Annotated in this window: 27 protein-coding genes; 15 read left to right on the forward strand and 12 right to left on the reverse strand. The window is 52.0% G+C overall.

Annotated elements, in window-relative coordinates; translation table 11 throughout:
- Nucleotides 1–100: 100 nt before the first annotated feature.
- The 3 genes from EJN92_RS06945 to EJN92_RS06955 are packed head-to-tail and all read right to left on the reverse strand — an operon-like array spanning nt 101 to nt 1,870.
- Nucleotides 101–403, reverse strand: a complete 303-nt coding sequence (locus tag EJN92_RS06945) for an antibiotic biosynthesis monooxygenase family protein (RefSeq protein WP_126127139.1) — start codon at nt 401–403, stop codon at nt 101–103.
- Nucleotides 404–457: 54 nt separating this feature from the next.
- On the reverse strand, nt 458–1,471 hold the full coding sequence (locus tag EJN92_RS06950; RefSeq protein WP_126127140.1) for an AI-2E family transporter: 1,014 nt from the start codon (nt 1,469–1,471) through the stop codon (nt 458–460).
- An 18-nt stretch (nt 1,472–1,489) separates the two neighbouring features.
- Nucleotides 1,490–1,870 carry an MAPEG family protein gene (locus EJN92_RS06955; RefSeq protein WP_126127141.1) on the reverse strand — a complete coding sequence of 127 codons (381 nt, stop codon included), beginning with the start codon at nt 1,868–1,870 and terminating at the stop codon, nt 1,490–1,492.
- A gap of 162 nt (nt 1,871–2,032) precedes the next feature.
- Between EJN92_RS06955 and EJN92_RS06960 the strand changes: the two genes are divergently transcribed.
- Together EJN92_RS06960 and EJN92_RS06965 are read left to right on the forward strand one after the other, a co-directional pair.
- Entirely contained in the window at nt 2,033–2,581 is a 549-nt protein-coding gene (locus EJN92_RS06960) for a glycine zipper 2TM domain-containing protein (protein WP_126127142.1), read from the forward strand.
- Nucleotides 2,582–2,791: 210 nt separating this feature from the next.
- Nucleotides 2,792–4,261: a sensor domain-containing diguanylate cyclase gene (locus EJN92_RS06965; RefSeq protein ID WP_126127143.1), complete on the forward strand. Its 1,470-nt coding sequence runs from the start codon at nt 2,792–2,794 to the stop codon at nt 4,259–4,261.
- A 3-nt stretch (nt 4,262–4,264) separates the two neighbouring features.
- Here EJN92_RS06965 and EJN92_RS06970 read toward each other — a convergent pair whose 3' ends face one another.
- On the reverse strand, nt 4,265–5,104 hold the full coding sequence (locus EJN92_RS06970; protein WP_126127144.1) for a Rossmann-like and DUF2520 domain-containing protein: 840 nt from the start codon (nt 5,102–5,104) through the stop codon (nt 4,265–4,267).
- 19 nt (nt 5,105–5,123) lie between these two features.
- Nucleotides 5,124–5,846: a Crp/Fnr family transcriptional regulator gene (locus EJN92_RS06975; protein WP_126127145.1), complete on the reverse strand. Its 723-nt coding sequence runs from the start codon at nt 5,844–5,846 to the stop codon at nt 5,124–5,126.
- Nucleotides 5,847–6,141: 295 nt separating this feature from the next.
- Here EJN92_RS06975 and EJN92_RS06980 point away from each other — a divergent pair, with 295 nt between their 5' ends.
- The 9 genes from EJN92_RS06980 to EJN92_RS07020 all read left to right on the forward strand — a co-directional run bounded on the left by EJN92_RS06980 (nt 6,142) and on the right by EJN92_RS07020 (nt 16,158).
- Nucleotides 6,142–8,094, forward strand: coding sequence for an AMP-dependent synthetase/ligase (locus EJN92_RS06980; protein WP_126127146.1), 1,953 nt, complete (start codon nt 6,142–6,144; stop codon nt 8,092–8,094).
- A gap of 8 nt (nt 8,095–8,102) precedes the next feature.
- Nucleotides 8,103–8,891: an ABC transporter ATP-binding protein gene (locus tag EJN92_RS06985; RefSeq protein ID WP_126127147.1), complete on the forward strand. Its 789-nt coding sequence runs from the start codon at nt 8,103–8,105 to the stop codon at nt 8,889–8,891.
- A 240-nt stretch (nt 8,892–9,131) separates the two neighbouring features.
- On the forward strand, nt 9,132–10,028 hold the full coding sequence (locus EJN92_RS06990) for a branched-chain amino acid ABC transporter permease (protein ID WP_194074984.1): 897 nt from the start codon (nt 9,132–9,134) through the stop codon (nt 10,026–10,028).
- A 103-nt stretch (nt 10,029–10,131) separates the two neighbouring features.
- Nucleotides 10,132–11,190: a branched-chain amino acid ABC transporter permease gene (locus EJN92_RS06995; RefSeq protein ID WP_126127149.1), complete on the forward strand. Its 1,059-nt coding sequence runs from the start codon at nt 10,132–10,134 to the stop codon at nt 11,188–11,190.
- Between the two features lie 227 nt (nt 11,191–11,417).
- Entirely contained in the window at nt 11,418–12,734 is a 1,317-nt protein-coding gene (locus EJN92_RS07000; RefSeq protein WP_126127150.1) for an ABC transporter substrate-binding protein, read from the forward strand.
- A gap of 142 nt (nt 12,735–12,876) precedes the next feature.
- Nucleotides 12,877–13,734, forward strand: coding sequence for an ABC transporter ATP-binding protein (locus tag EJN92_RS07005; RefSeq protein WP_126127151.1), 858 nt, complete (start codon nt 12,877–12,879; stop codon nt 13,732–13,734).
- A gap of 15 nt (nt 13,735–13,749) precedes the next feature.
- Nucleotides 13,750–14,103: an MmcQ/YjbR family DNA-binding protein gene (locus EJN92_RS07010; RefSeq protein ID WP_126127152.1), complete on the forward strand. Its 354-nt coding sequence runs from the start codon at nt 13,750–13,752 to the stop codon at nt 14,101–14,103.
- Nucleotides 14,096–15,349 carry a phenylacetate--CoA ligase family protein gene (locus EJN92_RS07015; RefSeq protein ID WP_126127153.1) on the forward strand — a complete coding sequence of 418 codons (1,254 nt, stop codon included), beginning with the start codon at nt 14,096–14,098 and terminating at the stop codon, nt 15,347–15,349. Before EJN92_RS07010 ends, EJN92_RS07015 begins: the two co-directional genes overlap by 8 nt.
- Nucleotides 15,350–15,432: 83 nt before the next feature.
- Nucleotides 15,433–16,158 carry an alpha/beta fold hydrolase gene (locus EJN92_RS07020; RefSeq protein ID WP_126127154.1) on the forward strand — a complete coding sequence of 242 codons (726 nt, stop codon included), beginning with the start codon at nt 15,433–15,435 and terminating at the stop codon, nt 16,156–16,158.
- Nucleotides 16,159–16,243: 85 nt separating this feature from the next.
- Here the strand turns inward: EJN92_RS07020 and EJN92_RS07025 are convergent, their stop codons facing one another.
- The 4 genes from EJN92_RS07025 to EJN92_RS07040 all read right to left on the reverse strand — a co-directional run bounded on the left by EJN92_RS07025 (nt 16,244) and on the right by EJN92_RS07040 (nt 18,724).
- On the reverse strand, nt 16,244–16,597 hold the full coding sequence (locus EJN92_RS07025; protein ID WP_126127155.1) for a CZB domain-containing protein: 354 nt from the start codon (nt 16,595–16,597) through the stop codon (nt 16,244–16,246).
- A 99-nt stretch (nt 16,598–16,696) separates the two neighbouring features.
- The gene (locus tag EJN92_RS07030; RefSeq protein WP_126127156.1) at nt 16,697–16,984 is read right to left on the reverse strand and encodes a DUF1330 domain-containing protein; all 288 of its coding nucleotides are present in this window, start codon (nt 16,982–16,984) and stop codon (nt 16,697–16,699) included.
- A 58-nt stretch (nt 16,985–17,042) separates the two neighbouring features.
- The gene (locus tag EJN92_RS07035) at nt 17,043–17,597 is read right to left on the reverse strand and encodes a carboxymuconolactone decarboxylase family protein (protein ID WP_126127157.1); all 555 of its coding nucleotides are present in this window, start codon (nt 17,595–17,597) and stop codon (nt 17,043–17,045) included.
- A gap of 110 nt (nt 17,598–17,707) precedes the next feature.
- The gene (locus EJN92_RS07040) at nt 17,708–18,724 is read right to left on the reverse strand and encodes a zinc-dependent alcohol dehydrogenase family protein (RefSeq protein ID WP_126127158.1); all 1,017 of its coding nucleotides are present in this window, start codon (nt 18,722–18,724) and stop codon (nt 17,708–17,710) included.
- A 141-nt stretch (nt 18,725–18,865) separates the two neighbouring features.
- Between EJN92_RS07040 and EJN92_RS07045 the strand changes: the two genes are divergently transcribed.
- A complete protein-coding gene (locus EJN92_RS07045) occupies nt 18,866–19,492 on the forward strand; it encodes a TetR/AcrR family transcriptional regulator (protein ID WP_126127159.1) in 627 nt (208 codons plus the stop codon).
- A gap of 154 nt (nt 19,493–19,646) precedes the next feature.
- Here EJN92_RS07045 and EJN92_RS07050 read toward each other — a convergent pair whose 3' ends face one another.
- From EJN92_RS07050 to EJN92_RS07060, 3 genes are all read right to left on the reverse strand, one after another.
- On the reverse strand, nt 19,647–20,666 hold the full coding sequence (locus EJN92_RS07050) for a hypothetical protein (protein WP_126127160.1): 1,020 nt from the start codon (nt 20,664–20,666) through the stop codon (nt 19,647–19,649).
- A 462-nt stretch (nt 20,667–21,128) separates the two neighbouring features.
- Nucleotides 21,129–22,232, reverse strand: a complete 1,104-nt coding sequence (locus tag EJN92_RS07055; RefSeq protein ID WP_126127161.1) for a carbonic anhydrase — start codon at nt 22,230–22,232, stop codon at nt 21,129–21,131.
- A gap of 157 nt (nt 22,233–22,389) precedes the next feature.
- Nucleotides 22,390–23,361, reverse strand: a complete 972-nt coding sequence (locus EJN92_RS07060; protein ID WP_126127162.1) for an NAD(P)H-dependent flavin oxidoreductase — start codon at nt 23,359–23,361, stop codon at nt 22,390–22,392.
- A 141-nt stretch (nt 23,362–23,502) separates the two neighbouring features.
- Here EJN92_RS07060 and EJN92_RS07065 point away from each other — a divergent pair, with 141 nt between their 5' ends.
- The 3 genes from EJN92_RS07065 (at nt 23,503) to EJN92_RS07075 (ending at nt 26,105) form a co-directional block, all read left to right on the forward strand.
- Nucleotides 23,503–24,189 carry a TetR/AcrR family transcriptional regulator gene (locus tag EJN92_RS07065; RefSeq protein WP_126127163.1) on the forward strand — a complete coding sequence of 229 codons (687 nt, stop codon included), beginning with the start codon at nt 23,503–23,505 and terminating at the stop codon, nt 24,187–24,189.
- A 34-nt stretch (nt 24,190–24,223) separates the two neighbouring features.
- Nucleotides 24,224–25,078 (forward strand): enoyl-CoA hydratase-related protein, encoded by an 855-nt coding sequence (locus EJN92_RS07070; protein ID WP_126127164.1) that lies wholly within the window; start codon nt 24,224–24,226, stop codon nt 25,076–25,078.
- A gap of 238 nt (nt 25,079–25,316) precedes the next feature.
- Entirely contained in the window at nt 25,317–26,105 is a 789-nt protein-coding gene (locus EJN92_RS07075) for a substrate-binding periplasmic protein (RefSeq protein ID WP_157984319.1), read from the forward strand.
- The last annotated feature ends 3 nt before the right edge of the window (nt 26,106–26,108 follow it).

Raw genomic sequence — 26,108 nt, forward strand, 5'->3', positions numbered from 1 at the left:
CAGGCAGGAGGCTGGCCACGCTAACGGACGTTTAGACCCTCCTAGCTTGGGATGAATCAGCAAACTTCAAGCTAGGATCTGCCCGATACAGCGCTGGCAATTAGAGCGATTTACCCAACAGCGTGAAATGCTCAACCAGCGGAGGCGAGGCGAAGTAAGGGCCGACGATCGCACGCCATTCTAAAAAAGCCGGCGATTCGCGGAAATCTATCGTATGGTTTTCCAAAGTTTCCCAAAAAATCATCAAGACATAGCGCTCAGGCGACTCTATGCCCTTATTTACTTTATAGCCACAAAAACCAGTCGCCTTGGTGATCACTTCATCCAGGCCGCGTTGTATCGCGATGTCAAATTCGGCTTGCTGGCCAGCGTGTATGCGTATGTCTGCGAGTTCAAGTATCATGATTTTCCTAAAATAAAGATGTCAATATTGGGGGATAAGAGATTATGCCATCTTTTAGACCAAATCCCGATTACTCAGCTCTTTCTTGATATAGGCATAAAACACCGGCGCGGCGGCCACGCCTGCCAGCCCAAACAAGGCCTCCATCACCAGGATAGCAGTGAGCAATTCCCAGGCTTTGGCATTGATTTGCGAGCCTATGATGCGCGCATTGAGAAAATATTCTAGCTTATGGATAATCACCATATACGCCAGCGAAATGGCCGCCATCTGTGGCGAGTGCGCCAGACTGACAATCACAATCACGGTATTGGAAATGATATTCCCAGCAACCGGGATCAAGCCGGCGAAAAAGGTGATGGCGATCATGCTCTTGGTGAGTGGCAAATGCACTCCTGCCAGTGGCAACACGATGGCCAGATAAATACCCGTGAACAGCGTATTGATCAAAGAAATACGTACCTGGGCAAAAACCACTTTTTGAAACATCTCGACCAAGATAGTGATCCGCTGGTGCAAGGCTGCGGCGAATACCCGATACTGCCTATTACTATTCACATCCTGCAAGGCCACCATACTGCCGATAATCATCCCTAGCAAAAGATGCACGATAAGATGCCCCGCCTCTTGACTGAGCAACTTCGCCTCGCCAGAGTGCTCACGCAGCCAGTTAGAAAGCACGCCCTTCAAAGGATCTACCCCCTCCGGCAAGTAGGAACTCAATACACTGGGCAATTGACTGCGAGATGCCTCAATAATGGCCGCCATTTTCTCCAGCAAGCTCTGCATACTGCCAGCATCACTGCGAAAAAACACCAGGCAAGCCCAGATGCTGACGCTGATACTAGTAACGATTAAGCTCGATAAAAGGATCACGGCAATCATCCGCGCTTGCTTATTGTTGAACTTTTTCTCTATGGTCGGGGTCAACAAATGCACTAGGGAATACACCAGCAAACCGGAATACAAGGCGACCAATAAACCCGCTTTCAGTACCAGCAATAAGGCCAGAGCGGCCAGCACATACGAAGCGAGGATTGCAGGGCTATTCTTAATCGTTGAACTCATGGGGAGATTCACCTGCGCTTAACGTAACAAACCATACACAGCACCCAATAACAGCGTGACCGAGGCAAATGTCGCAATACTAAATCCAGCTGCTCGCTTGGCGGCTTCGCGGTAGTAGCTTAAGGCATACCAGATACGGCCAATTATCCATACCACACCGAGCAAGGCTGCAAATTGATCATTTAGGCAATATGCACATAACCATAAGGCAGGAAAAAAGAAGATTAGTTGCTCTACCGTATTCATTTGCACGCGTAAGCTGCGTAAAAACTCCGGCGGACCATCGACCGAAGGTGCCAGCACCTGATATTTTATTCTGGCCTTGCCAACTTTGACGATAATCCAGAAATACATGCATAAAGTTGCGACTGTGACCCAAGATGTCCATAGAAATTGCATATTTCGCCCCCAGATATTCTTCTAAACTACAGATATGGTCTTGAATGTCCAACTATCAAGAATTATTTGCAACAATACTTTACATAAGGTGTGTAGACCTTTTGTGTACTTGCCGCGTTAACTAGTGAATGTCTCACTTACATCAGGAAATTGAGGTTTACCATGATCAAAAAAACAGCCCTTACTGTCGCAGCCTTAGCCTCAGTATTTAGTCTAAGCACCCTAACTGGCCAGGCACGCGCGGCAGATTTTGAAGATTATGCCCGTGTTACCAATGTCAGTCCGCAAGTCGAGCAAATTAATGTACCACGACAAGACTGCCGTACCGAATATGAGAACACCACCCGTTATCCGACGCGTGAACCAGAACGTAGTGCCGGCGGCGCGATTATTGGCGGCATCGCAGGTGGTTTATTGGGCAGCCAAGTCGGTGGCGGCAACGGCAAAATTGCAGCCGCCGCAGTCGGCGCGCTGACCGGTGCCATCGTCGGTGACCGCGTAGACAATAACAACAATGGCAACAATTACAATAACCAAGCCGTCACAGAAAGTCGCCCGGTGCGTATCTGTCGCAATATTGACAACTGGGAAACCCGTACCACTGGTTATGCCGTCACTTACGAATACCATAACCGCAGCTACACCAGCATCATGCCGTATGATCCAGGCTCACGCCTGAAATTACATGTGTCCCTGACACCGCGCCCTTGACGCACCCTTGACGCGCCCTTGAACTACACGCGCCAGTCGTGAAAAAAATGCCGCGAATTGCGGCATTTTTTTCATTCAAACTCGCACTTTCTAGCCACTAGCCCCACAGAATTTGCCAGGAAATACCCTACTTTTATAGTATGATCGTGCCTCAATGAGATTAACATGCTGAAAGCTTAAGCTTCACGCCCAACTTCCTTCCCAGGGTCCATGCGAAAATTTTTAAGACAATACAGTCTGCTGATTTGGCTTACTTTCATCCTGATCACAGGATTTGTAGCTATTTTACTCACTAGTTATATAGTCTCTAAAGATTCTCTACAGCAAGGCATCGCAGAGAAAAGCCTGCCCATCACCGGCGACAGTGTGTATTCAGAAATTCAAAAAGACATACTACGCCCGGTCTTCATTTCGGCTCAAATGGCGCAGGATACTTTTTTGCGTGATTGGATCATCAATGGCGAAGAAGAACCTGCGCTGATCAGCAAGTATCTAAAAGAGATTAAGGCCAAGAACAATGCCGTCTCTAGCTTCTTGGTGTCGGATGTAAGTCATCAGTATTACCATCCGGACGGCACTCTTAAGATCGTCAAAGAAACTGAAGCACGTGATGCCTGGTACTTCAGGGTGCGCAAATTAAAAACCGCTTATGAAACCAATGTCGATGCCGACATGGCGAATCACGACAATATGACGATCTTCATCAATCATAAAATACTCGATTACAGCGGCAAATTCATAGGCGTTACCGGCATAGGTCTGACTCTGGACGGTATGAAGCGTGTCATAGACAGTTATCAAACACGCTTTCATCGCAATATCTATTTTGTCGATGCCAAAGGCAATCTGGTACTGGCTGGCAGCGCGGTCAAGCGTCTCGGCACTAACATCCTTAAAGCCCCCGGTATCAGTAGTATCGCCAGTCAGATACTAGCCAATAGCAAGAACGACTCCCTGCATTTAGAGTACAACCTAGAGGATGAAAAAATCTTACTCAATGCGCGCTTTATTCCTGAGTTAGGCTGGCATTTACTGGTCGAACAAGAATTGAACGAGCAACTCAAACCACTACACGATGTCTTGCTCATGGATGCAATCATCAGCGCCATCATTACGCTGATCGTATTGAGTCTGGTCTTGATCACGGTGCGGCGTCATCAAAATCGCATAGAAAAAACCGCGGCGACCGATCAACTGACCTCATTGCCAAATCGCCAGGCTTTCGATTTTGTATTTGAAAACGCCTTGTTAGATAGCGAACGCTCGCGCCAACCTCTGTGCGTGGCTATCATAGACATCGATTTTTTCAAAAAAGTGAATGATAAACATGGACATTTAGTCGGCGACCATGTGCTCAAAGAGATTGCCATGATTGCCAAACGCTCCCTGCGCGAGAGCGATGTCATCTGTCGCTGGGGTGGTGAAGAATTCGTTATTTTGCTGAAAAACTGTACCTTAGAAAAAGCCACCGCGATCGCAGAAAATCTACGCCTGACCATCGCCAATAACGATTTTTCCCGCACCACCGATTTGGCCAGAACGCGTCTGAGCATCACGGTCAGTATGGGGGTGGCGCTATGCAAAGATAAAGAGAATGAAGACAGCGTGTTTGAGCGGGCCGACGTGGCGCTGTATCAAGCCAAAGAAAACGGCCGCAACAGCGTGTATTTTTCAGAATAAGCCTTACAAGGTTTTTTTACGTGCTGCCAATTCTATGGTTGGCGGAATGAACGCCTGATACAAATCCCCGGCCGTCTTATCCCAGCGTTCTACCACTTGCTGTTGCAAGCCCACCGTCTGCATATCCCCACGTGCAATCGGGCCGGTCAAAGCCGCCGCAGTACCTAGCTTAAATACATTGTCCAGGCTTAGCGTAGCCAAGGGTTGCGCCATCGCCAGGGCCGTCTCGCGCGGGATGCCCGCTGCCTGATAGGCCTGCAAGGCGGTCTCCATCAAGGTCACTAGATAATTGCTGGCAAACACCGAGCCTGCGTGATATAGCAATTTATTTTCCGCCTGTATCTCGACCACCTTGGCATCGATCGCGTTTAGCGCAGTACTAAGGATTATGAGAGCCGCGGCGTCACCTTCGATACTACAAATGCTGCCAGAAAAATTGGCCGCCAGCGCTGCCGGATCGGCAAAACTTCGCACCGGATGCAGGCTGGCAATCTGCACGCCCAAAGCACTGGCGGCGGCTAATTCTGTCGAGGCTTTGGCACCGCTACAATGAAACAGCACACTACCGGGCAACAGCAAACCAAGCTCTAATAAAGCGGCACAACTGGCCTGTATCTGGTCATCCGGCACCGTCAGCATGGTGACATCGGCGGGCTGCAATTGGGCCATATCGCTGATCGCCTCACCGGCACCAATAAATTGCAATGCATCCAATGCCGAGGCCAGACTGCGATTGCACACTTGACCAAGATGAAACACCTGATGCTGAGAAAATTGCCGTCCCAAGACGCGCCCCACTTTACCGGCGCCAATAATATTTAAGCTCTTAGTCAAACTCTTCATCACGAATGTATTTATAAATTTAATCAGGAAACTGGCTGGAAAAACTGCGCAAGCCGGGTAAATCAAGAATGGTGATACCGCCATAATCGACCGAAAGAAGTTTTTTCTTTTCCAGTAACTGCAAGGCTTGATTGGCACGCTGGCGCGAGACGCTGGAGATATAGCCGATTTCTTCCTGCGAGATTTGCAACTGCAAACCACCACCAGGATTGAGGTAGGGATTAAACATGGCGGCGATGCAGCGCGCCACACGCGTATCGGTATCTAACATGCGGTCAAACTCAACCAGGGAAATAAACAGGCCGAGACGCTCATTGAGTTGCTGTAATAAAAACCGGTTAAATGGGATGCTGTTATCGAGCAAATAGTTGAAGGTAGTGCGCGGCATATACGCAACCCGGGTATCGCGCAAGGCCACCACATCGTATTTGCGATTTTCCGTTTTCAGCATCGAGCCTTCGCCAAACCAGCCGCCCGCTAACATGCAACTAAAGGTGATGGTTTTACCCTCGGGCGAAATACTGCTCATCTTCAGGAAACCGTCTATCACACCCATCCAATGATCGACGCTATCGCCTTTACGGCAGGCATAGGAACCAGCCGGTACAAAACGCTCCACCACTTCGCTCTCTACTCTTTGCAGATGTTCTGGCGCCAACATCTTGGCCCACATGCTTTTAGCAAAACGTTCTTTTGGTTCACTGGTTTCTTGTTGCTTAATATTCTTTGCGTCTTCAATCATATTGTGCAGCGCACCACCGATAGTTGATAAATACAGACAGATTGTCGGTTAAATGACAGCAAGCGAAATAGCGAGCCTCTACTATCATTCCAACAAAAGATATAAATTGATACAGAGACATTGTAAGCCACTATGTACAACTGCTAGTACCAGTGATCAGCTCTACGATACTTTTCATCAATCGCAGATAAAAGACAACAGCTCAGTTACAGATACCAGCAGATACGAGCGGGCGTAAGCACCCCGTAAGTATAGCTGCAGAGACTAGTGTCAAAAAAGAACCTTGGTGGAGACCATGAACCAAAACGATCTAGCGAACACGACTTTTCCAAGGCTCATGCTGCAGCATGCACTAGTGCGACCTTTGCACCCCGCTTTTCGCGAAAAACATCTGGGTATCTGGCAAACCTGGAGCTGGCAACAAGTCGCTGCTGAAGTGCGGGCACTGGCCTGCGGATTAGCGGCACAGGGTTTTCAACGTGGCATGAACCTGGCCATCATCGGTGACAATCGTCCGCGCCTGTACTGGGCAATGGCAGCCGCGCAATGTCTGGGCGGCATCGCAGTTCCTCTGTATCAGGATGCCCCCGCCGCCGACATGATTTTCGTGCTGGAGAACGCCGAGATCAGCTTTGCCGTGGTGGAAGATCAGGAACAGGTAGATAAATTACTCGCCATCAAGCAAGACTATCCGGCCTTGGCCAACATCGCCTACGACGACCACAAGGGCATGCGTCACTATCACCAGTCTGGCCTGGTGTCTTACCAAAAACTGCAAGATCTGGGACGAGAATATGATGCCGCCCATCCTGATTTTTTCATGCAACAAGTCAATCTGGGTCAGCCTGATGATACTGCCGTCATGCTCTACACTTCGGGCACCACAGGCAAAGCGAAGGGGGTCTGCCAGACCCACAGATCCTTCATGAGCGCCGCCATCGGCGGAATCGCTTTCGATAAACTCAGCGCCAACGAAGATATCCTTTCCTACCTGCCTATGGCTTGGGTCGGTGATCACCTGTTTTCTTATGCGCAGGCCTTGGTCGCCGGTTTCACCGTCAATTGCCCTGAGTCGGGCGATACCGTGCTCAGTGATTTACGCGAAGTCGGGCCTAGCTATTATTTTGCACCGCCACGCGTATTTGAAAACATGCTCACTACCGTCATGATACGGATGGAAGACGCCAGTAGCATCAAGCGCGGTCTGTTTCATCACTACATGGAAGTGGCGCGCCGCGTCGGTGCCGATATTCTCGATGGTAAGCCGGTCGCGACGCTAGACAAACTGAACTATGCAGTCGGCAACGCTCTGGTGTATGGCCCCCTGAAAAATGTACTGGGCCTGAGCCGTGTCAAGGTCGCCTACACCGCCGGTGCGGCGATCGGCCCCGATCTGTTTCGCTTTTACCGTTCTATCGGCATCAATCTGAAACAGCTCTACGGTGCCACCGAAACCTGTGCCTATGTCTGTCTGCAACCGGATGGCAATATCAAGTTCGACAGCGTTGGTCTGGCCGCGCCCGGGGTAGAAGTCAAGTTAGCCGAGAATGGCGAAGTGCTGGTGAAATCCTGCGCCATGCTCAAGGAATACTACAAACGCCCCGATGCCACCGCTGAGGTGATCGATGCCGATGGTTATTTCCACACCGGTGATGCCGGTATATTCGACCATGAAGGCCATCTAAAAATCATAGACCGCGCGGCCGATGTCGGCAAGATGACCCATGGCGACATGTTTGCGCCCAACTACATAGAAAACAAGCTGAAATTTTTCCCATTTATTAAAGAAGCGGTGGCCTTCGGTCAGGATAGAGACATGGTCTGCGCCTTTATTAATATCGATATAGAAGCGGTCGGCAACTGGTCAGAACGACGCGGCATTGCCTATTCTGGCTACACCGATCTGGCGGCAAAAAAAGAGACTTACGATCTGATCTCCGAATGCATACAAAAGGTCAATGCCGATCTGGCCAGCGAAGAGCTGATGGCCGGTACCCAAATCCATAGATTCCTGATACTGCACAAAGAACTCGATCCCGACGATGATGAGCTGACACGCACCCGTAAAGTCAGGCGACGCTTCGTGGCAGAAAAGTACAAGGTCCTAATCGACGCACTGTACAGCGGCCGACAATCCCAATACATAGAAACCCTTGTCAAGTTTGAAGATGGACGGCAAGGCACGGTGGCCGCCGATCTGCGCATCGTCGATGTCAAAACTTTCCATCCAGCCCAGCAAGCAGCGTAAAGACAGCGATGACACAGACTAGAAAAATTGGTGAGGTGATACTCGATTTACAGGGAATTTCCCTGTCATTTGGTGGCGTTAAGGCGCTCACGAATATCTCCTTCAACGTCAAGGAACATGAAATCCGCGCCATCATCGGCCCCAACGGTGCCGGTAAAAGTTCGATGCTCAACGTCATCAACGGCGTGTATCGACCTCAGTTAGGCGAGATCACCTATCGCGGCGTGCAGCGTAAGGATATGAACACCTACGCCGCGGCCAAGAGCGGCATCGCGCGTACCTTCCAGAACATCGCCTTATTTAAAGGGATGAGCGTGCTCGATAACATCATGACCGGACGCAATCTGAAGATGAAGAGTAATTTTTTGATGCAGGCACTGTACTGGGGCCCTGCACAAAAAGAAGAAATAGCGCATAGAGAAAAGGTGGAAGAGATCATTGATTTTCTAGAGATACAGCACATCCGTAAAACCCCGGTAGGGCGGCTCTCGTATGGCTTGCAAAAACGCGTGGAACTGGGACGCGCGCTGGCTGCCGAGCCTGAGATACTCTTACTCGATGAACCTATGGCCGGTATGAACGTTGAAGAGAAACAAGACATGAGTCGTTTCATCCTGGACGTCAATGATCAACTCGGTACGACTATCGTTTTGATCGAACACGATATGGGTGTGGTCATGGATATTTCAGATCGGGTGGTGGTACTCGATTACGGCAAAAAAATTGGCGACGGCACACCCGACGAGGTTCTGGCGAATCAGGAAGTGATTAATGCATATTTAGGTGTGGCGCACTAGGTTTTACTCCCTTCTCCCGCGGGCGGCGAGTTTGAGTAAATCCAGGGTCGGGGATGAGGCTAGTCGTGAACAGGTCTGCAATTAATATGGCTAGTCGTCGTGTTTAGGATTTCTGAACTGAATCAGCCCTTGCAAACACCCTCACCCTAGCCCTCTCCCGCCAGCGGGAGAGGGGATAACATCAGCACTCAGTTGGCGAATTGAACGGTTACTAAAAAAGGTTTTTAAACAAAAATGAATATCAATTTTTTCTTCGAAGTCCTGATCGGTGGCCTGCTATCTGGTGTGATGTATGCACTAGTGGCACTGGGTTTCGTGCTGATCTACAAGGCCTCGGGCGTCTTCAACTTTGCCCAGGGTGCCATGGTGTTTTTTGCGGCCTTGACTTGCGTCGGTCTGACCGAGCAGTTCGGCCTGTCCTTGTGGTTGGCTATTCCTTTAACCATGTTAGTCATGGTGGCCCTCGGGCTGGCAATCGAACGCATCGTCTTGCGGCCGCTGGTGAATCAACCTGAGATCACCCTATTCATGGCCACCATAGGCCTGACGTTTTTCATCGAAGGCTTAGCGCAATTGCTGTGGGGCTCGCAACCGCATCAGTTAAAACTGCCAATTGAAGACGTGCCTATCGAATGGCTGCTGGAAAAGTACAACATCATCGTCTCGCAATTTGATGTGATCGCAGCCCTGATCTGCGCCCTGCTGGTGACAGGATTGGCGCTACTGTTTTCTAAAACAAAAATCGGGCGGGCCTTACGCGCAGTGGCTGACGATCATCAGGCGGCGCTGGCGGTGGGCATTCCCTTGCAACAGATCTGGGGCATAGTCTGGGCAGTGGCCGGCTTTGTCGCGCTAGTGGCGGGATTGCTGTGGGGCGCGCGTAATGGGGTGCAATTTGCGCTTACCTTCGTCGCCCTGAAAGCCTTGCCAGTCTTGATCTTAGGTGGGTTTACCTCGGTCCCCGGTGCGATCGTCGGCGGCCTAATCATAGGTGCGTCTGAAAAACTGGCGGAAGTGTATATCGGCCCCTTAGTCGGTGGCGGCATAGAAGGTTGGTTCCCGTATGTGTTGGCCTTGCTGTTTTTGCTGGTACGCCCTGAAGGTCTGTTTGGCGAAAAAATTATACGCAGAATTTAAAGGTACAACTTTTAAGTACGCAATAAACATGCGCCTTGCAGGGCATAAATGGCTGGGAACCCGCATGTTGATTGCGCAATTGAAATTGAAATAAAGGAATTCCATGTTCTACCGTGAAGCAGGTCAATTTAAATCTAGCTATGCCGAAGACAATCAGATCTTCCCTATCCGCCAGGACAGGATAGCGATGGCTGCGCTACTGGCGTTGGCGTTTCTGGTCGTGCCTTTAATAGCCACCCCGTATACTTTTTCGGCGATTTTGATTCCCTTCCTGATTTTTTCGCTGGCCGCGCTGGGTTTGAATATTCTCACGGGTTACGCTGGTCAACTGTCGCTAGGCTCGGCCGCGTTTATGGCAGTCGGGGCCTTTGCCTCGTATAACTTTATTTTGCGCATCCCCGGCATACCGCTGTTACTCGGTTTTGTGTTGGGCGGTTTATCGGCCGCTGCGGTAGGGATCGCCTTTGGTCTGCCGTCGCTGCGCATACGTGGCTTTTATCTGGCCGCCGCTACTCTGGCCACCCAATTTTTTGTAGTCTGGTGCCTGACCAAGATACAGTGGTTCACCAATTACAGCTCGTCCGGCGTGATCACCGCGCAAGAAATGTTGATCTTTGGTTACAGCATCAACACTCCGATGAAAAAATACTTACTCACCTTGAGCATCGTCTGCGTGATGGCATTGCTGGCCAAGAACATGGTGCGTTCTAACGTAGGCCGTTCCTGGATGGCGGTGCGCGACATGGACGTGGCGGCCGAAGTGATAGGCTTTCGACTGATGCGTACCAAGCTACTGGCCTTTGCGGTTTCCTCATTTTATTGCGGCATTGCCGGTGCGCTGTACGCCTACGCCTACCTCGGCACGGTCGAGCCTGAAGCCTACAATCTCGATCTCTCGTTTCGGATTTTATTTATGATCATCATAGGCGGAGTCGGCTCTATTCTAGGCTCTTTCCTGGGCTCGGCCTTCATCATCTTGCTGCCTATTGGCCTCAATTTGCTGGCACACGCGCTGTCCTTACCAACCAATGTGGCTTCGAATTTAGAATTGATGGTGTTTGGTGCGCTCATCATTTTTTTCCTGATCGTAGAACCGCACGGTCTGGCGCGACTGTGGCAAATCACCAAAGAGAAACTGCGGCTCTGGCCTTTCCCGCATTAGATTTTGTTCGTCGTTTCAAGAAATTTTTCTAAGCACTTTTAGGACTCACGCAAAATTGTTCCAGCTAGGCGTACCGCCGAAGACAGTACGCTAGTACGGCAAGGCGGATACAACGACGTTGGGGCGGTTTTGCGTAAGTCCTATATTTATAAGAAGGCGCAATGGGGATAGCTAGCCATCAAGCGCCAGGTACTACCAAGCCGCTGTTAACCACACCAGGAGACACCATGAAACTGATTAAATCCGTTATTTTAAGCACTGCGATACTAGGCGCTTTCGGCTCCGTGCCACTAGCGCAAGCTCAAACCTCAGAACAATACATCCCTATCCTGTCTTACCGCGTTGGCCCGTATGCGGCTGGTGGATCCGGTTTTTACGGCGGCGCCATCGATTACTTCAATCTCATCAACGCCAAAGGTGGTCTCAATGGTGTCAAGATTTCCTGGGAAGAATGCGAGACTGAATACAACCCTTCGCGCGGGGTCGAATGTTACGAGCGCCTCAAGAAAAACAATGGCGGTGCCTCACTGGTGGAGCCGCTCTCTACCGGCATCGCCTACGGCATTTTGGATAGAGTGGCAGAAGATAAGATCCCTATGACCACACTCGGTTATGGCCGTTCTGATGCCGCAAACGGCAAGGTTTTTCCTTATATCTTCCCTTTGATTACCAGTTACTGGAATCAAGCCGCTGCCATGACTAAATATCTGGGTGACAAATCCGGTGGCATGGAAAAACTTAAGGGTAAAAAAATCGTCCATCTGTATCACGATTCTGCCTTCGGCAAAGAACCTCTGCCAGTCCTGGAAGCACAAGCTAAGCAATATGGTTTTGAGCTGATTAAAATACCGGTAGCGCACCCGGGTAATGAGCAGCAATCGCAATGGCTGCAAATCCGCCAGGCCAATCCTGATTACGTGATTTTATGGGGTTGGGGCGTGATGAATGCGGTGGCACTAAAAACTGCCCAGCGTAATGGCTTTTCACGCGACAAGATACTGGGCGTCTGGTGGGCTGGCTCAGAAGAAGACACGGTACCGGCAGGCGATGCCGCCAAAGGTTACACCACCATGACCTTCAACACGCCAGGCAATTACGCGGTACTCGATGAAATCCGCACTAAGGTGTATGCCGCTGGCAAAGGCAATCTGAGCGATAAATCACGGGTAGGCTCGGTGTATCACATGCGCGGCGTCACCGCTGCCATGCTGTGGACCGAAGCTATCCTGAAAGCGCAAGAGAAATTTGGTAAAGGTAAGCTCATGACTAGTGAGCAAATCCGTTGGGGCTTTGAGAATCTCGATGTGAATGAGGCGCGTCAAAAAACGCTGGGGGCGATGGGCATGTTCCCACCAGTCAAAACTTCTTGTGAAGATCATGAAGGTTCGGGCGCAGTCAAAGTGCAGCAATGGAACGGCGATAAATGGATAGCCGTAACACCCAACTGGATCGTGGGCGACAAGGCATTGACGCGTGCGTTGCTGGAAGAGTCTTCGGCCAAATATGCGGCCGAGAAAAAAATCACGCCAGGCTGTTTGAAATAAATTTTAACGGTTTTTCCTTGGGTTTTCCTCACCTCCGCAGCGGTAGGTATTTTTTATCCGCGTGGAAGTGGGGTTTTTTAAGCTTGCCAAAACGAGCGCCTAAAGTAAGGCAATACTGTCTTTGAAGATAGATGAGAACACCATGACTAGCCCCACCGTAGCGAATTTTAGCAATGCCAGCCCCGCCGCCCCGGCCACCCCGGCTTACTTGAGCGTGAATAATATCGAGGTGATTTACGACCATGTGATACTGGTATTGAAAGGCATTTCGCTACAAGTACCACAGGGGAAAATCGTCGCATTATTAGGTGCAAATGGTGCCGGAAAATCGACCACGCTCAAGGCCATCTCTACCTTATTGCGCAATGAACGTGGCGACATCACCAAGGGCGACATCAGTTTTAAAGGCCAACGGGTCGACCATCTGACCCCGAATGAACTGGTTAAGCGCGGCTTGTCGCAGGTAATGGAAGGCCGCCATTGTTTCGCCCACTTGAGCATAGAAGAAAATCTATTGACCGGTGCCTACACGCGCCAGATTTCGCGCGCAGAACTGAAAGAATCGCTGGAGATGGTGTATCACTATTTTCCACGTCTGCGCCAGCGCCGCAGTTCGCTGGCCGGCTACACCTCGGGTGGCGAACAACAGATGTGTGCGATCGGGCGCGCCCTGATGGCTAAACCTTCCATGATCTTACTGGACGAACCATCGATGGGTATCGCGCCGCAACTGGTAGAAGAAATTTTTGAGATCGTCAAGAGTCTCAACGTCAAAGAAAATGTCTCGTTTTTGCTGGCCGAGCAAAATACCAATACCGCTTTACGCTATGCCGATTTTGGTTACATTCTGGAAAACGGCAGGGTCGTGATGGAAGGCGACGCCAAAGATCTGGCCGCCAATGAAGACGTCAAAGAATTTTATCTGGGCGTCTCCAGCGCCGGTCGCAAGAGTTTTCGCGAGATGAAGTTTTATCGCCGCCGCAAACGCTGGCTGGCTTAAGGCAGGAGAGTGGGTATGGACTTTAATCTAGCACGCGATTTTTGTAGCAGGCTACCGGGTGCAGTGGTCGAGACCAAGTGGGGCTCGGACCTGGTGTTTTCGGTAGGGAAAAAAATGTTTGCGGTGAGTTGGTTAAGAGACGATGTCTTACGCAATTTCAGCTTCAAAGTAGAAGATCAACGTTTTCTGGAATTTACCGACAGGCCGCACATCGTCCCGGCGCCGTATATGGCACGCGCCAAATGGATACAGGTGGTCGATGCGATGGCGATGAGCGACGCCGAGGCTCTGGAATTACTGCAAGCTTCTTACAATTTGATTTTTTCAAGATTAACAAAAAAACTGCAACGAGAGATCACACATGAGTGAATATCTGGACGCTCTAGAGACGCGCAATCCACACAGCCGCGAGCAAGCCCTGATGACGCGCCTGCCGCAGTTGGTGGCACAAGCGCAAAGCGCCGCCGGTTGGGCTAGCATCTTGCAAGGCGTGAGCGCCGCCGACATTCGTAGCCGTAGCGCCTTAGCGCAACTGCCAGTCACGCGCAAATCCGATCTGCACGGTTTACAGCGCCAGCAGCGTCCGTTTGGCGGGCTCAATAGCACCGCGCCGCAGCAATTAAAACGCATCTTCATGTCGCCCGGCCCCATCTTTGATCCTGAGGGTAGAGGCCAGGATTGGTGGCGCTTCGCCCGGCCCATGTACGCTGCCGGTTTACGTAGCGGCCATCTGGTGCAAAACTGTTTCTCCTATCATTTCACGCCGGCCGCCTACATGGTCGAGGGCGGTGCTGCCAAACTCGGTTGCGTGATCATTCCAGCGGGGGCAGGCCAAACCGAAATGCAGGTACAGGCTATCGCAGAGTTGCGCCCTGATGCCTATATAGGCACGCCTAGCTTCTTAAAAATTATAATAGAAAAGGCCCTGGAACTGGGTGCCGATATTTCTAGCTTGCAGCGCGCCGTGGTCGGTGCCGAAGCGCTACCGCCGTCGCTGCGCACATGGCTGCAACAACATGGGGTACCGCTGGTACTGCAAATGTATGCATCGGCCGACATCGGCAATATCGCTTATGAAACAGCAAGCAGTGGCCAGCTCAATCCCGGCATGGTTTTGGACGAGGATCTGATCATAGAAATCGTACGACCAGGTACTGGCGACCTGGTCGCAGAAGGTGAAGTCGGTGAAGTGGTGATCAGCTCGTTTAATCTGGATTACCCGCTGCTGCGCTTCGGCACCGGCGACATGTCAGCCATCCTGCCCGGCATCTCGCCCTGCGGTCGCAGCAATACCCGCATCAAGGGCTGGATGGGGCGCGCCGACCAGACCACCAAGGTCAAGGGCATGTTCGTGCACCCATCACAAGTGGCGGAAGTCATCAAACGCCATCCCGAAATCAGCAAGGCCAGACTGGTGGTGACCGGCGAAATGGCGAACGACGCCATGACACTGCAGTGTGAAATCAGAGATGAAAAACCAGGCGAAACATTGACAGCGGCAATAGTGGCGAGCATACGCGAGATCACCAAACTACGCGGCGAGGTCGCATTTGTCGCAACTGGTAGTCTGGCCAACGACGGCAAGGTAATCGATGATGTGCGCAAGTATGAATAAGGCCTGCGTATGAGGATAAAGTGAAGATGGTTTACACTCTTCGCCTAGCCCTCAGCGCCTGATAATACTGGCACAGAATAAAATTGAAACCACTCTGCCCTGCCCCGCTCACCCTGGTGCTAATCCCTGGCTTTATGTGCGATGCCAGCCTGTGGCAAGCCATGCTGCCGGAATTATCCAAGATCGCAGCAATCCAGTTTGCCGACATCAATGAAGGCAGCAGCATAGCAGCGATGGCAGAGCACATCATCCCTAGCCTGCCAGAACACTGCGTACTGATAGGATTTTCACTAGGCGGCTACGTGGCGCGTCGTATCGCTTATCTGGCACCACAAAAACTAGCGGGTTTGGTCTTAGTCAACAGCTCGGCACGCGCCAGCACAGAACAAGAATTGCAGCGCAATCAGCAACAGATCAGCATGTCCGAGCTGTATCCTTTCAAAGGGCAGACGCTCAGCGCGCTCAAGCGCGCCCTGCATCCGGATAGGACCGACGATGCGCCGCTGCTGGCACATCTGCAGGCCATGTCACTCAATTTAGGCAAAGGGGTTTTCTTGCGCCAACTGGGTCTGGTACGCCAGGACGGTCACGCCGAATTAGCCCAGATTACTTGCCCCAGTCTGATAATCGCCAGCCGCAACGACCAGATGCGTAGTATCGAAGAAGCCAAAAATATGGCGGATGCACTACCCAACTCGCACTTGAACATCATAGAAGATTGTGGCCACATGTCACCACTAGAACGCCCGGAAGTAGTCTGCCAACTAGTGCGAGCATGGCTGACAAGCAAAATAGTTGCGCAAAAATGAGCTCCTCCTTGGACCCTCAGAGAACATATTTTCTGATTTTTTACTTGGCTATTCGCCTAGTTTCCAGATTGATGCATGAGCAAGCTCATCGAACCTGCACGGCTTTTTTTAATTTCATGACCCCTGCGCTCATATTCTTAGACGCTTCCGAATAGCTTGCCCCACTCAAAGCCGCTTCTGCTTCTGGATACTTTCCCGCATTGATCAAACTGGCGACTTTCACTGCCTCCTGGTGCAGGTGTTTATGAATCTCGACCAAGCTAGAGAATTCCGGTAAATGCATGTGCTGTTTTTTACCATCACCATCTAGCCATGTGCCAAATTCGCAGATATGGACATTTCCGACATGGGCGATATCCATTTTTTGGTTTTTTGAAATGGCGGCGCGAAATTTTACTTTCCACTCTGCATGTTTGCCGATTGCTGATTCAAGATCCATTTGTATCTCCTTTAGTATTTAGTGAACAGTACGCATGTAACGCGTTTGTTCACTATATACCGATCTAAATAAATGAGAATGCGGTTTGAACGCAATTCTTTATTGCACGGAATGGACTAATCTAAACTCCGAACGCATTGCCGCATTCCGCAGCGGTACCAGTGTCTGGTAGTCGGGAGAGTGATACCACGCCAAGGCCAATTCTCGTGACGGAAAAGTCAGGATCACCTGCATTTGAAATTCAGTATCACCGAATAATTGTTCGGCAGGACCTTTTACCAGGTATTCGCCGGAGAACTTAGTCAGGCTTGCGGGCACGGCGGCGCCATATTCTTGTAATTTTTCTTTGTCAGTGGGGCTGAAATCGACGGTGATGTAAGCGGGCATGATGATCCTTAAGTATGATGGGGTGCGACCAATACTATTATTCGGCGCACCGGGTGTATTAGTTGGGTGCAGTCCAGGCGGTACTTTCGAACACGCCATCCAATGGGGTTTGCAGCACGTGGTTAGTGTAGTTAGACATGACCTTCATGCTAATGCCGAGTATCACTTCCAATACAGTTTGCTGACTATAACCGGCCGCGATGAGCGCTTGCATATCGTTTTCTGATGGCCAGCCACGAGCATTGACCATCACGATGCTGAACTGGCGTAAGGCCTCTAATTTAGCGTCGGCAATCGGGCTGTTATTGCGCAGAGCTGTCACCACCTCGGCGGGCACACCTGAACTGCTGGCGATGAGGCTGTGGGCGGCCATGCAATAGGTGCAGCCATGGATGCGGTTCGCGCTCATCAAAATGATTTGACGTTCCGTTTCGCTCAGCTTGGTGTTGTTGAAGATGCTGGTCACGCTCATGTAAGCTTCTAACAATGAGGGTGATGTCGCCATCCCTGCGAACAAGTTGGGGGTGAATCCGTAGGCTTGCGTTGCCGCTTGCAGCAGCGGTTTGCTGTCTTCTGGGGCGGTTTCCATGTTGTGAATAGGGAATTGACTCATGATTATTTTCCTTAGAAAGTGACAAAATGACGCATGGTGCACGCTGGTGCGCCCTGCGGTGGAGTAAAAGGTGTAGCGATACTTTGTGTGCGTTACTATTTTTTGCAACACTAGTTGACGCTGATGACTAACTTGCCAAAATGCTTGGCGGTGGCCAATGCGCTGTACCCTACGCCGGCATCTTCATAAGCAAAAGTTTGGTCAATCACGGGATGGATCTGGTGTTGGCTGATGAACTGATTTAAGCGTGTGTAGTGCGCGACTGAGCCAACGCAAATGCCGTTGATGCTGGCATTCTTAAACTGCATCGGGGTGATGTGCGGTGCTGCGTCGAATCCACTCAGTACGCCGATCTGGGCAATGCGTCCACCGTAGCCAATCGCGTTGAGCGAGCGCGTGTAAGTGTCCGGACCGCCCAATTCTAAAATATGATCTAGGCCAGCACCATCGGTAAGCTCAAGTGCCACGCGATCCCAGTCGGCATGCTCACGGTAATTAATCGTCTGCCACGCACCCATCTGGCGTGCACGGGCGAGTTTTTCGTCTGAGGATGAAGTCACGATCACCTTGGCACCATACGCGCTGGCCAATTGCAAAGCCAGCATCGCGACACCACCGGTGCCTTGTACCAGTACAGTCTCACCGGCTTGCAAATTGCCGCGCTCGAACAATGCATGCCATGCGGTGACCCCAGCGCAAGGCAAAGTTGCCGCCTCTGCCAGGCTTAAGTGCGCTGGTACGGCAACCACCGCGGTCTCATTTGCCAGGATGTATTCACCCAGCACGCCATCGGTTTGTCCGCCGCCTAAGGCCGACGCCATGTGGTGCGGGCGAAACGCGCCATCTACCCAATCGGCAAAAAAGCCAGGGCTGACTCGATCTCCCTCACGCCATTGTGTCACTGCGCTGCCCACCGCAACAACGGTGCCGGCAGCATCTGACAAGGGGGTGAGAGAGGCGCGGTTATCGCTTTGCATTTGCCGTACCAACAGATCACGGTAATTCAAACTGGCAGCAGCAACACGTATCAGTACTTGGTTCGGTTTGAGCGCAGCCAAAGTGCGTGTGCTAGCTTGTAGTGCGGCGCGTTCAGTGCCTGGGCTTAATTGGTAGTGACGAGAAGTCATGGGTGTTTCCTTATTAATATGTAGCGATCACTACATATTAATTCGAGTAAATAATTTTTTCAAGATTTATTTAGTGACCGCTATAATAATGGTGAATTCACGGCATTACTTGCCGTATAACAACTTTACTAGGGAGTGGTGATGAACGAAGTCGCAGCCAAGCGCAGTGCGGGAAGACCCCGGGTATTTGATCGCGAGCGGGCTCTGGCGATTGCGATGGATTTGTTCTGGCGCCATGGCTACGAGGGTACCTCTACCGCCCAGTTGACCGCCGCCATGGGCATCGCCGCGCCCAGTTTATACGCCGCCTTTGGATCAAAAGATCAGCTTTACTTTGAAGCTTTGGCGCTTTACCAGAGCCAATATGGCAGCTTTTTTAGTGCCGCACTATCGGCAGCGCTCCCTGTCAAGGAGGCGATTTCTACATTGCTAATGGGCGCCGCACGCCAATATACGGGCGCTGAACATGCCGCCGGATGCATGGTCGCGACCGCGAATATTCATAGCGCCACTGATAATGCCGCCATTGCCGAAGCAGCACGCAGCGCGCGCCAGACAGCACAAGCAGCCATACAGCAACGTCTGGAGCTCGCCATCGCCGCTGGAGAGTTACCCGCAAAGTCGGATAGCGCCGCGCTGGCCGCGTATATTTCCATGGTGTTGCAAGGCATGGCAGTACAGGCCCACGATGGCGCAGGTTTGGCGGCATTAGATAAAATGGCGGAATTGGCCATGCTAGCCTGGCCAGAATTGCGCGCTACTGCTTAAGTTTGACGAATCCAGGTCGGGGCGCAGCGGTGGCCGCATGCCGCTATGGCTCCGCCGTTTTTCTCAACACCTGACTCATAGGGTAGGAAGTAAGCTTGCTCGGGCCGACCAGCTCCCTCTGGTTTTGTAAAGTATTAGCAACTCAAGATGCCGTTTATGCGACAGCGTCATATGCGAATTGCGTTGGCCGATAGCCTGCTGGCATATGCCCCCCCAATTGAGGGCCAAATGCCGCTATTTTGCTGCGATTTTTGCTAGCCAAGGCGCCGCTACCCAAAGCGGGAGCACGTGCTGCATCCACCTCATAGTTCATGGCTTTGAAGACCGGGGTAAAGCTGGCATTGGCAGCATCGCGGGCATAGGGGCGAGTGGCGATGGAGAGCTGTGCGATGCGGGCCGGTGCATGGACGCGGCTGAAGCGGGCAAAACCCTTGTAGGTGAAACGCTCGTCCACCAGCCGGTCGCTGTGCAGCACCATGGCAGCCATGATCTCGTGCAGCAGCTCGCTTTGGCTTAGCTCGCGCAGCAGCACAGTAAAGCTCAGATGGTTGAACTCGCTCAGATCGCCTTCCGCTTGCCGCGCCAGAGGTAATGCCCCCAGTTGCAGATCCACTAGCAGGGTGCCATTGGGGCGGGGTAGCACGTCAAGCACTTCGATCACGCGCTGGCCAAAACGCACAGGGGCCAGAAACTCGGCGATGCGTTCGGCGGATGGCGCCGGGGCATGAATTTCAGCCTTGCCCACCAAGTCAAGGTTAAGTGCCATCAGGGGCAAGTCCAGGTGGCTGCTGAAAGGGGTGCTGGTTTTGCCGCTGATAGGGTCGCGCTGGGTGAGTAGCTCGCGCACTTCATGCTCACGGGCTTTTTTTATGGCCAGAAACGCGGTTTGAATGATTTCCGAGGTGGGTGTATCGGTGTCGATGCGCCACTTGCGGCCATACACCAACTTTTGCGGGCGTAGCTGGTGGCTGCGGTCGTAGTTCTCACGGCCAACCAATCCCACTTGCAGGTACATGCCGCTGTGGTCGGCGCTGGCAAAAATAGGGGTGTGGGCATCAAAATCGATGTCAACCACGATCTCGGCAATCGACACCGCAGTTTGCTGGTAACTCAGGTAATGCTGCGGGATGCACGATTTGCCGTTGGGTAACTCCACGCTGGGGGCGTGGGGCATGCGCATTTCACCTGCTGTCAGAGTGGTGACCAGGGGCGTGCTGGCAGGAGCGGCGAATTGGTGAATGCTCATATCGGCGTGCTTTGATGGTGTGTTGACGATGTCGAGACTATGCCTGCACAGAAGAACAAAGAGAATCACCAAAAAAAACAATCTACTATTCCGCTTGGAGGAAGAACAAACCACAATACCGGATTGAAATAAGCCCCAAAAGAAACGAACACGTGACGTGACCAATGGCGCCAGCGCTCATTGAATATATCAGAACACTTTTGACAGACCTGCGCAAAAGCAAGACGTTAAGAGGCGACAAGCCTGATTTTTTAGAGGCAGGCCAGACGCGCATATCCCATGCGGCTTTCCAGCTTGCCTGGCCTGCAGCCCGCATGGAATATGCGCGTCTGGCCGGGTGCCTCTGAGATTTCTGCTAAAACAGGCGCGACGCGACTAAATCGTGGGCGCTTAATTCGATTCTTTAATTAAACGCCCCGCGGTTTTTTGTATTGGTCTGGCGTTCATAGGGTAGAGGCGGTTGAAGATCGCCAGTTGTTCTGGCGAGATCTCTATGTTTTCTTTCATCACCAGCCACAGCACGCCTTCGCTGCACGGCGGCGTGGTGAGTGAGCCCATGTAGGTGTAGTACTCGCGTTTGGTGGGCAGCAGCTGGTTTAAGTCCATGGTGCTGAGGGCCTGCACCGATTCGTTTTTTTCCAGCGGTAGATTATTCCAGACGCTTTGCACCAAGGCTTGCGCCTTGCCGCGCTCGATCAAGACCGCCACCACCGCCAGCTTGCCGTCGCCGCCTTTGTGCACCAGATGCACCACCATTTCAAAACTCTTGCCGTTGACGCGTTCTTCAGACGGTTTGTGAAAATGAAATTGCAAAAGCTCGTAGTTTTTACCCGAGACATTGATGTAATTACCCGCGCCCATATTCACTTGTATGGTGTGGCCGTTATCGATCACGCTAAAACGCGAGGGTTTGTAATCAAAGGAAAGCGGATCGAGGTCGACATGGATGCCATCACGGATGTCGATAGGCGACTGCCGCTGGCCATTGTCACAGGCAGCATACGAGGGATTGAGTTTGCCCCAGCTTAAAGGACCGCCTTCACCTTCATAACTCCAGTGAATCGCGCTATGCGCGCTGGCACCGGCCAGAGCTGCGGCGTTGGCCGCATGACCGTCTGCAGCAGCGGCTTTAGGTTTTACTTCGGCATGATCCGGCCGTCTGACGGGTGGCGCATAACTACGCACGACCGGACGCGGAGCCATTTTGGCGGCATCATCTTTTTCTTTGCGCAGTACCGACAGTCTTTCGGCAATCTTCACGGCCAGCTCATCGGCCGCCATCGATTCTTTGGCGCGCGCGGCTTCGGCAGACTTGGCCTCTTTGTCCTTGCTAGACTTACTCGACTTAGTTTCTTTACTGCTGGACTTGCTGTCCTCTTTATCCGGCGCGTCTTCCTTGGCGGAGGCTTGTTTGATAGGCTTAGCAGGTGGATCGTTGGCAATCGCCGATCCACAGATCAGCAGTGATACCAACACGGCAGATAGACGGCGCATAAAATGGTCAATCAAAAAGAGGAGATAGTCTGGTTACGGCTCACTCGTCTAAAACTTGAATTCTTTATGGCAATATTTTAAAAACTCTTGCTGTTTGCTTGAGGCAAAAATAAAGGCATCAAAAGGATGCCTTTATTTTTTCTAGCGCATGCAGCGCTTAGTTGGCCAACACGCGCGCCTTGGCGGCTTCAAATTCTGCCTTGAGTCGGGCGACGATCTCTGCCACCGATGGCGCATCGTGCATCAAGCCTACGCCCTGACCTGCGCCCCAGATGTCGCGCCAGGCTTTGGCACCGCTGGCACCACCGAAATCCATCTTGCTCTTATCGGCCACCGGTAAGGCATCCGGATCGAGGCCGGCAGCGATGATGGATTTTTTCAGATAATTACCATGTACACCGGTAAATAAATTGGTGTAGACGATATCGGCCGCAGCGGATTCTATGATCGCATCACGATAAGCCTGATCGACGTTGGCTTCTTCGCTAGCCAGCCAACGCGAACCTATGTAGGCAAAATCAGCGCCCATGGCCAAGGCGGCCAACACTGCGTCACCGGTGGCGATAGAACCGGACAAGGCAATTGGGCCCTTAAAGAATTTACGTACTTCACCGACCAGCGCGAACGGCGACAAACCACCGGCATGGCCACCAGCACCGGTAGCCACCAGGATCAAGCCATCCACGCCCGCCTCTAAAGCTTTTTGGGCGTGACGAATAGAAATCACGTCATGCAAGACGATACCGCCGTAGCTATGGATGGCGTCAAGCATCTCTTTCGGCGGTGCGCGCAGCGACGAGATAATGATAGGCACCTGATGCTTGACGCACATGGCGACGTCGGCCGCCAGCCTGTCGTTGGATTGATGGACGATCTGATTGACAGCGATCGGGCCCACCTTGGCATCCGGATTGGCCGCTTGAAATTCCGCCAACTCGGCTTGCAGATCAGTCAGCCAGGTATCCAATAATTCGGCCGGACGCGCATTCAATGCTGGAAAAGAACCAACGATACCGGCCTTGCATTGCGCCGCCACCAGCTTAGGGCCACTGGCGATAAACATCGGTGAAGCGATCACCGGCATACTTAAATTTTGTAGTGCTTTAGGCAAATGCGAGGTCTTGCTCATATTGGTTTCCTATCGGTTGGCGCGGATAAAGTGGCTGAAGCAGTGATGAATTAAGTGCTGAGCTTGGTGTTTTTTAAAGCTACTGATATGATGTTATCAGAAAAAACGTTGTTATTCACTCTGATTCTTTAAGGTTAGTTTATGAGCGCAACAAAAGTTGTGGATTTTCGCCAGGCTCAGGACGAGCTGCGCATTTCGCTGCGCCAGGGTATGTTAGACGCCGCCTCACGCTTGCTGGTGGAAGAAGGTGCCGCCGCGCTGACGGTGCGCAAGGTTGCAGACGCGGTCAATTGCTCGACCACACTGTTGTATTCAATCTTCGGCGGCAAGGATGGCTTGTCTAACGCCCTGTATCTGGAAGGCTTTGCCCGCTTCAAGCAGGATTTCGCCGCGTTTCAAAATAATTTCAGCGCCAGCAATCGCGGTGCAAACAATCTCAACAAGGCTGACGTCAGCAGCACCGCCACTCAAGGCATAGACCGCTTATGGTTGTACGCCGCCAGCTATCACGAGTACGCCCGCCGCAATCCCAGCTACTACATGGTGATGTTTGGTGACGCCATTGCCGGCTTCGTGCCACCGTTGGAATCGCGCACCGCGGCCTGGGAATCCTTCACGCCGCTGATCGCTGAATTCGAGCACTGCATGCAAGATGGCAGCCTGCCCGCCTCCAACCCCGGCATGGCGGCGCGCCTGCTATGGTCGGCCATGCACGGCGTGATCAGCCTGGAACTGAAAGGCTATTACCTGAAAAAAGAACATTCAGACGAGCTGTATCGCGCCGCCGTGCGCGCCGTCCTGTATTCACTCGCCCATCCAGAAAATTAATCCTAATTAATCCTACCATCTACCAGGAGCCGCCATGACTTACCAATGTTTTGAGTTCAGCATCAGCAACAAGATCGCCCACCTGCAATTGAACCGCCCAGACAGCATGAACACCATGCAACCGGTATTTTTTCGCGAACTGGTCAGTATCTTACAAGGCTTGCAGCGCGACGCCAGCGCCCGCGCACTGTTGATCTCCTCGACGGGCAAGCATTTCACCGCCGGTATGGCGCTGGACGTCTTTGCCGGCGGCGGTATGACACTGGACGATAGCAGCGCCATCGGCCGCGCGAATATTGCCCTGGTACTGCAAGACATGCATCAGTCATTTAACCTGATCGAGCAACTGCGCATGCCGGTGATCGCCGCCATCCACGGTGGCTGCATAGGCGGCGGGGTCGATCTGATCTGCGCCACCGATATCCGGTTGGCCAGCAAAGATGCCTTCTTCTGCATACAGGAAATCAATATCGGCATGACCGCCGATCTGGGCACGCTGCAACGCCTACCTAAACTGATTCCGGAAGGCATAGTCCACGAAATGGCCTATACCGGCCGCCGCCTGCCTTCCGCACGTGCACTGGCCGTGGGTCTAGTCAATGAAGTCTTCGAAACTCAGGAAGCAATGCTGGAAGCGGCCATGCTGATGGCGACAGAAATCGCGCAAAAACCGCCGGTAGCCATCTGGGGCAGCAAACAGGCGATCCACTACGCGCGCGACCATTCCACCCACGACGCCCTGCAACAAATGGGCTGGCTGCAATCGGGCATCTGGCAAAGCGCCAACCTGATGGAAGCCTTCATGGCCAAACAACAGGGACGCCCGACCAACTACCCCGACCTGCCAGCCACCAGCTCATTCGCCGATGCACCGTATCAATTGAAGTAAAGCGACAAAAGAACATCCGCGTAAGCCCGATTAGCGCAGCCGAACCGGGCGCACCCTGCCAGCGCGCATATTCCATGCGCTTCTTCAAGCACATCGGCCTGTAGCCCGCATGGAATATGCGCGCTGGCAGGGCCCTTGGTAAAAGTTGGTAAAATCGTGGCGCTTCGCCTGCTAGCTAGACTCGCCCAGCATTTTCTGAGAAGATGTACTCGCGACCATGCTCTGGCTTAAACCCTCTATGATTTTTATCGAAAAGTACGCCAAATTAGCTATCCTGATAGGCGTGCTGACGACCCTGTGTTGCAACACTAGTCGCGCAGCCGCGCTGCGCATCCCCCTACTTTCGCAATATGACTATCCGCCGTATTTGATTAGCGAGACTCACGGGCTGAATCAGGATTTGGCGACTTACCTGAGCAATGCCAGCCAGGGACGCTACCAATTCGAACTACAAACCTTGCCCAAAAGGCGACTGATGCTGACGATACAGCGCCCGAACTGGAATGGCATCGTACCCTGGGTCATGCCAGCCTGGCTGCAAGATACACCGCGCAATCGCTACCATTGGTCTAAGGTGATACTGGAAGATGGCGATAGAGTCCTGTCATTACCCACCCGCGCTTTAGAATGGCAAGGTCCGAGTAGCTTATATGGGCTGAGATTTGGTGGTGTGGCTGGACATCAGTATGTGACTATCGCACCAGACATAGAAGCAGGAAAAATTCAGCGTGACGATGCCCCTAATATGCTATCGAATTTAAAAAAGTTAGCTGCTGACAGGGTCGATGCGATCTTTATCCCTGAGCTACTGTATCGCTATTTGACGCAGCAAGACCCGCAGTTTTCCAAAGACTACTACGTGAGCAAGAATTGGATTACGCAGGAGCGCAATCAACTACGCATCATGTCTGGCTTGGACAATAAAGATTTGACGGACTGGTTAGATCTGCAAGTTCAGCACATGAAAACCGACACGGAGTGGCAAAAACTATTGAGAAAATACGGTTTGTCTAGTCCGCATAAATAAGCT

Origin of the sequence: Undibacterium parvum (assembly GCF_003955735.1) — a bacterium.
GTDB lineage: Bacteria > Pseudomonadota > Gammaproteobacteria > Burkholderiales > Burkholderiaceae_D > Undibacterium > Undibacterium parvum.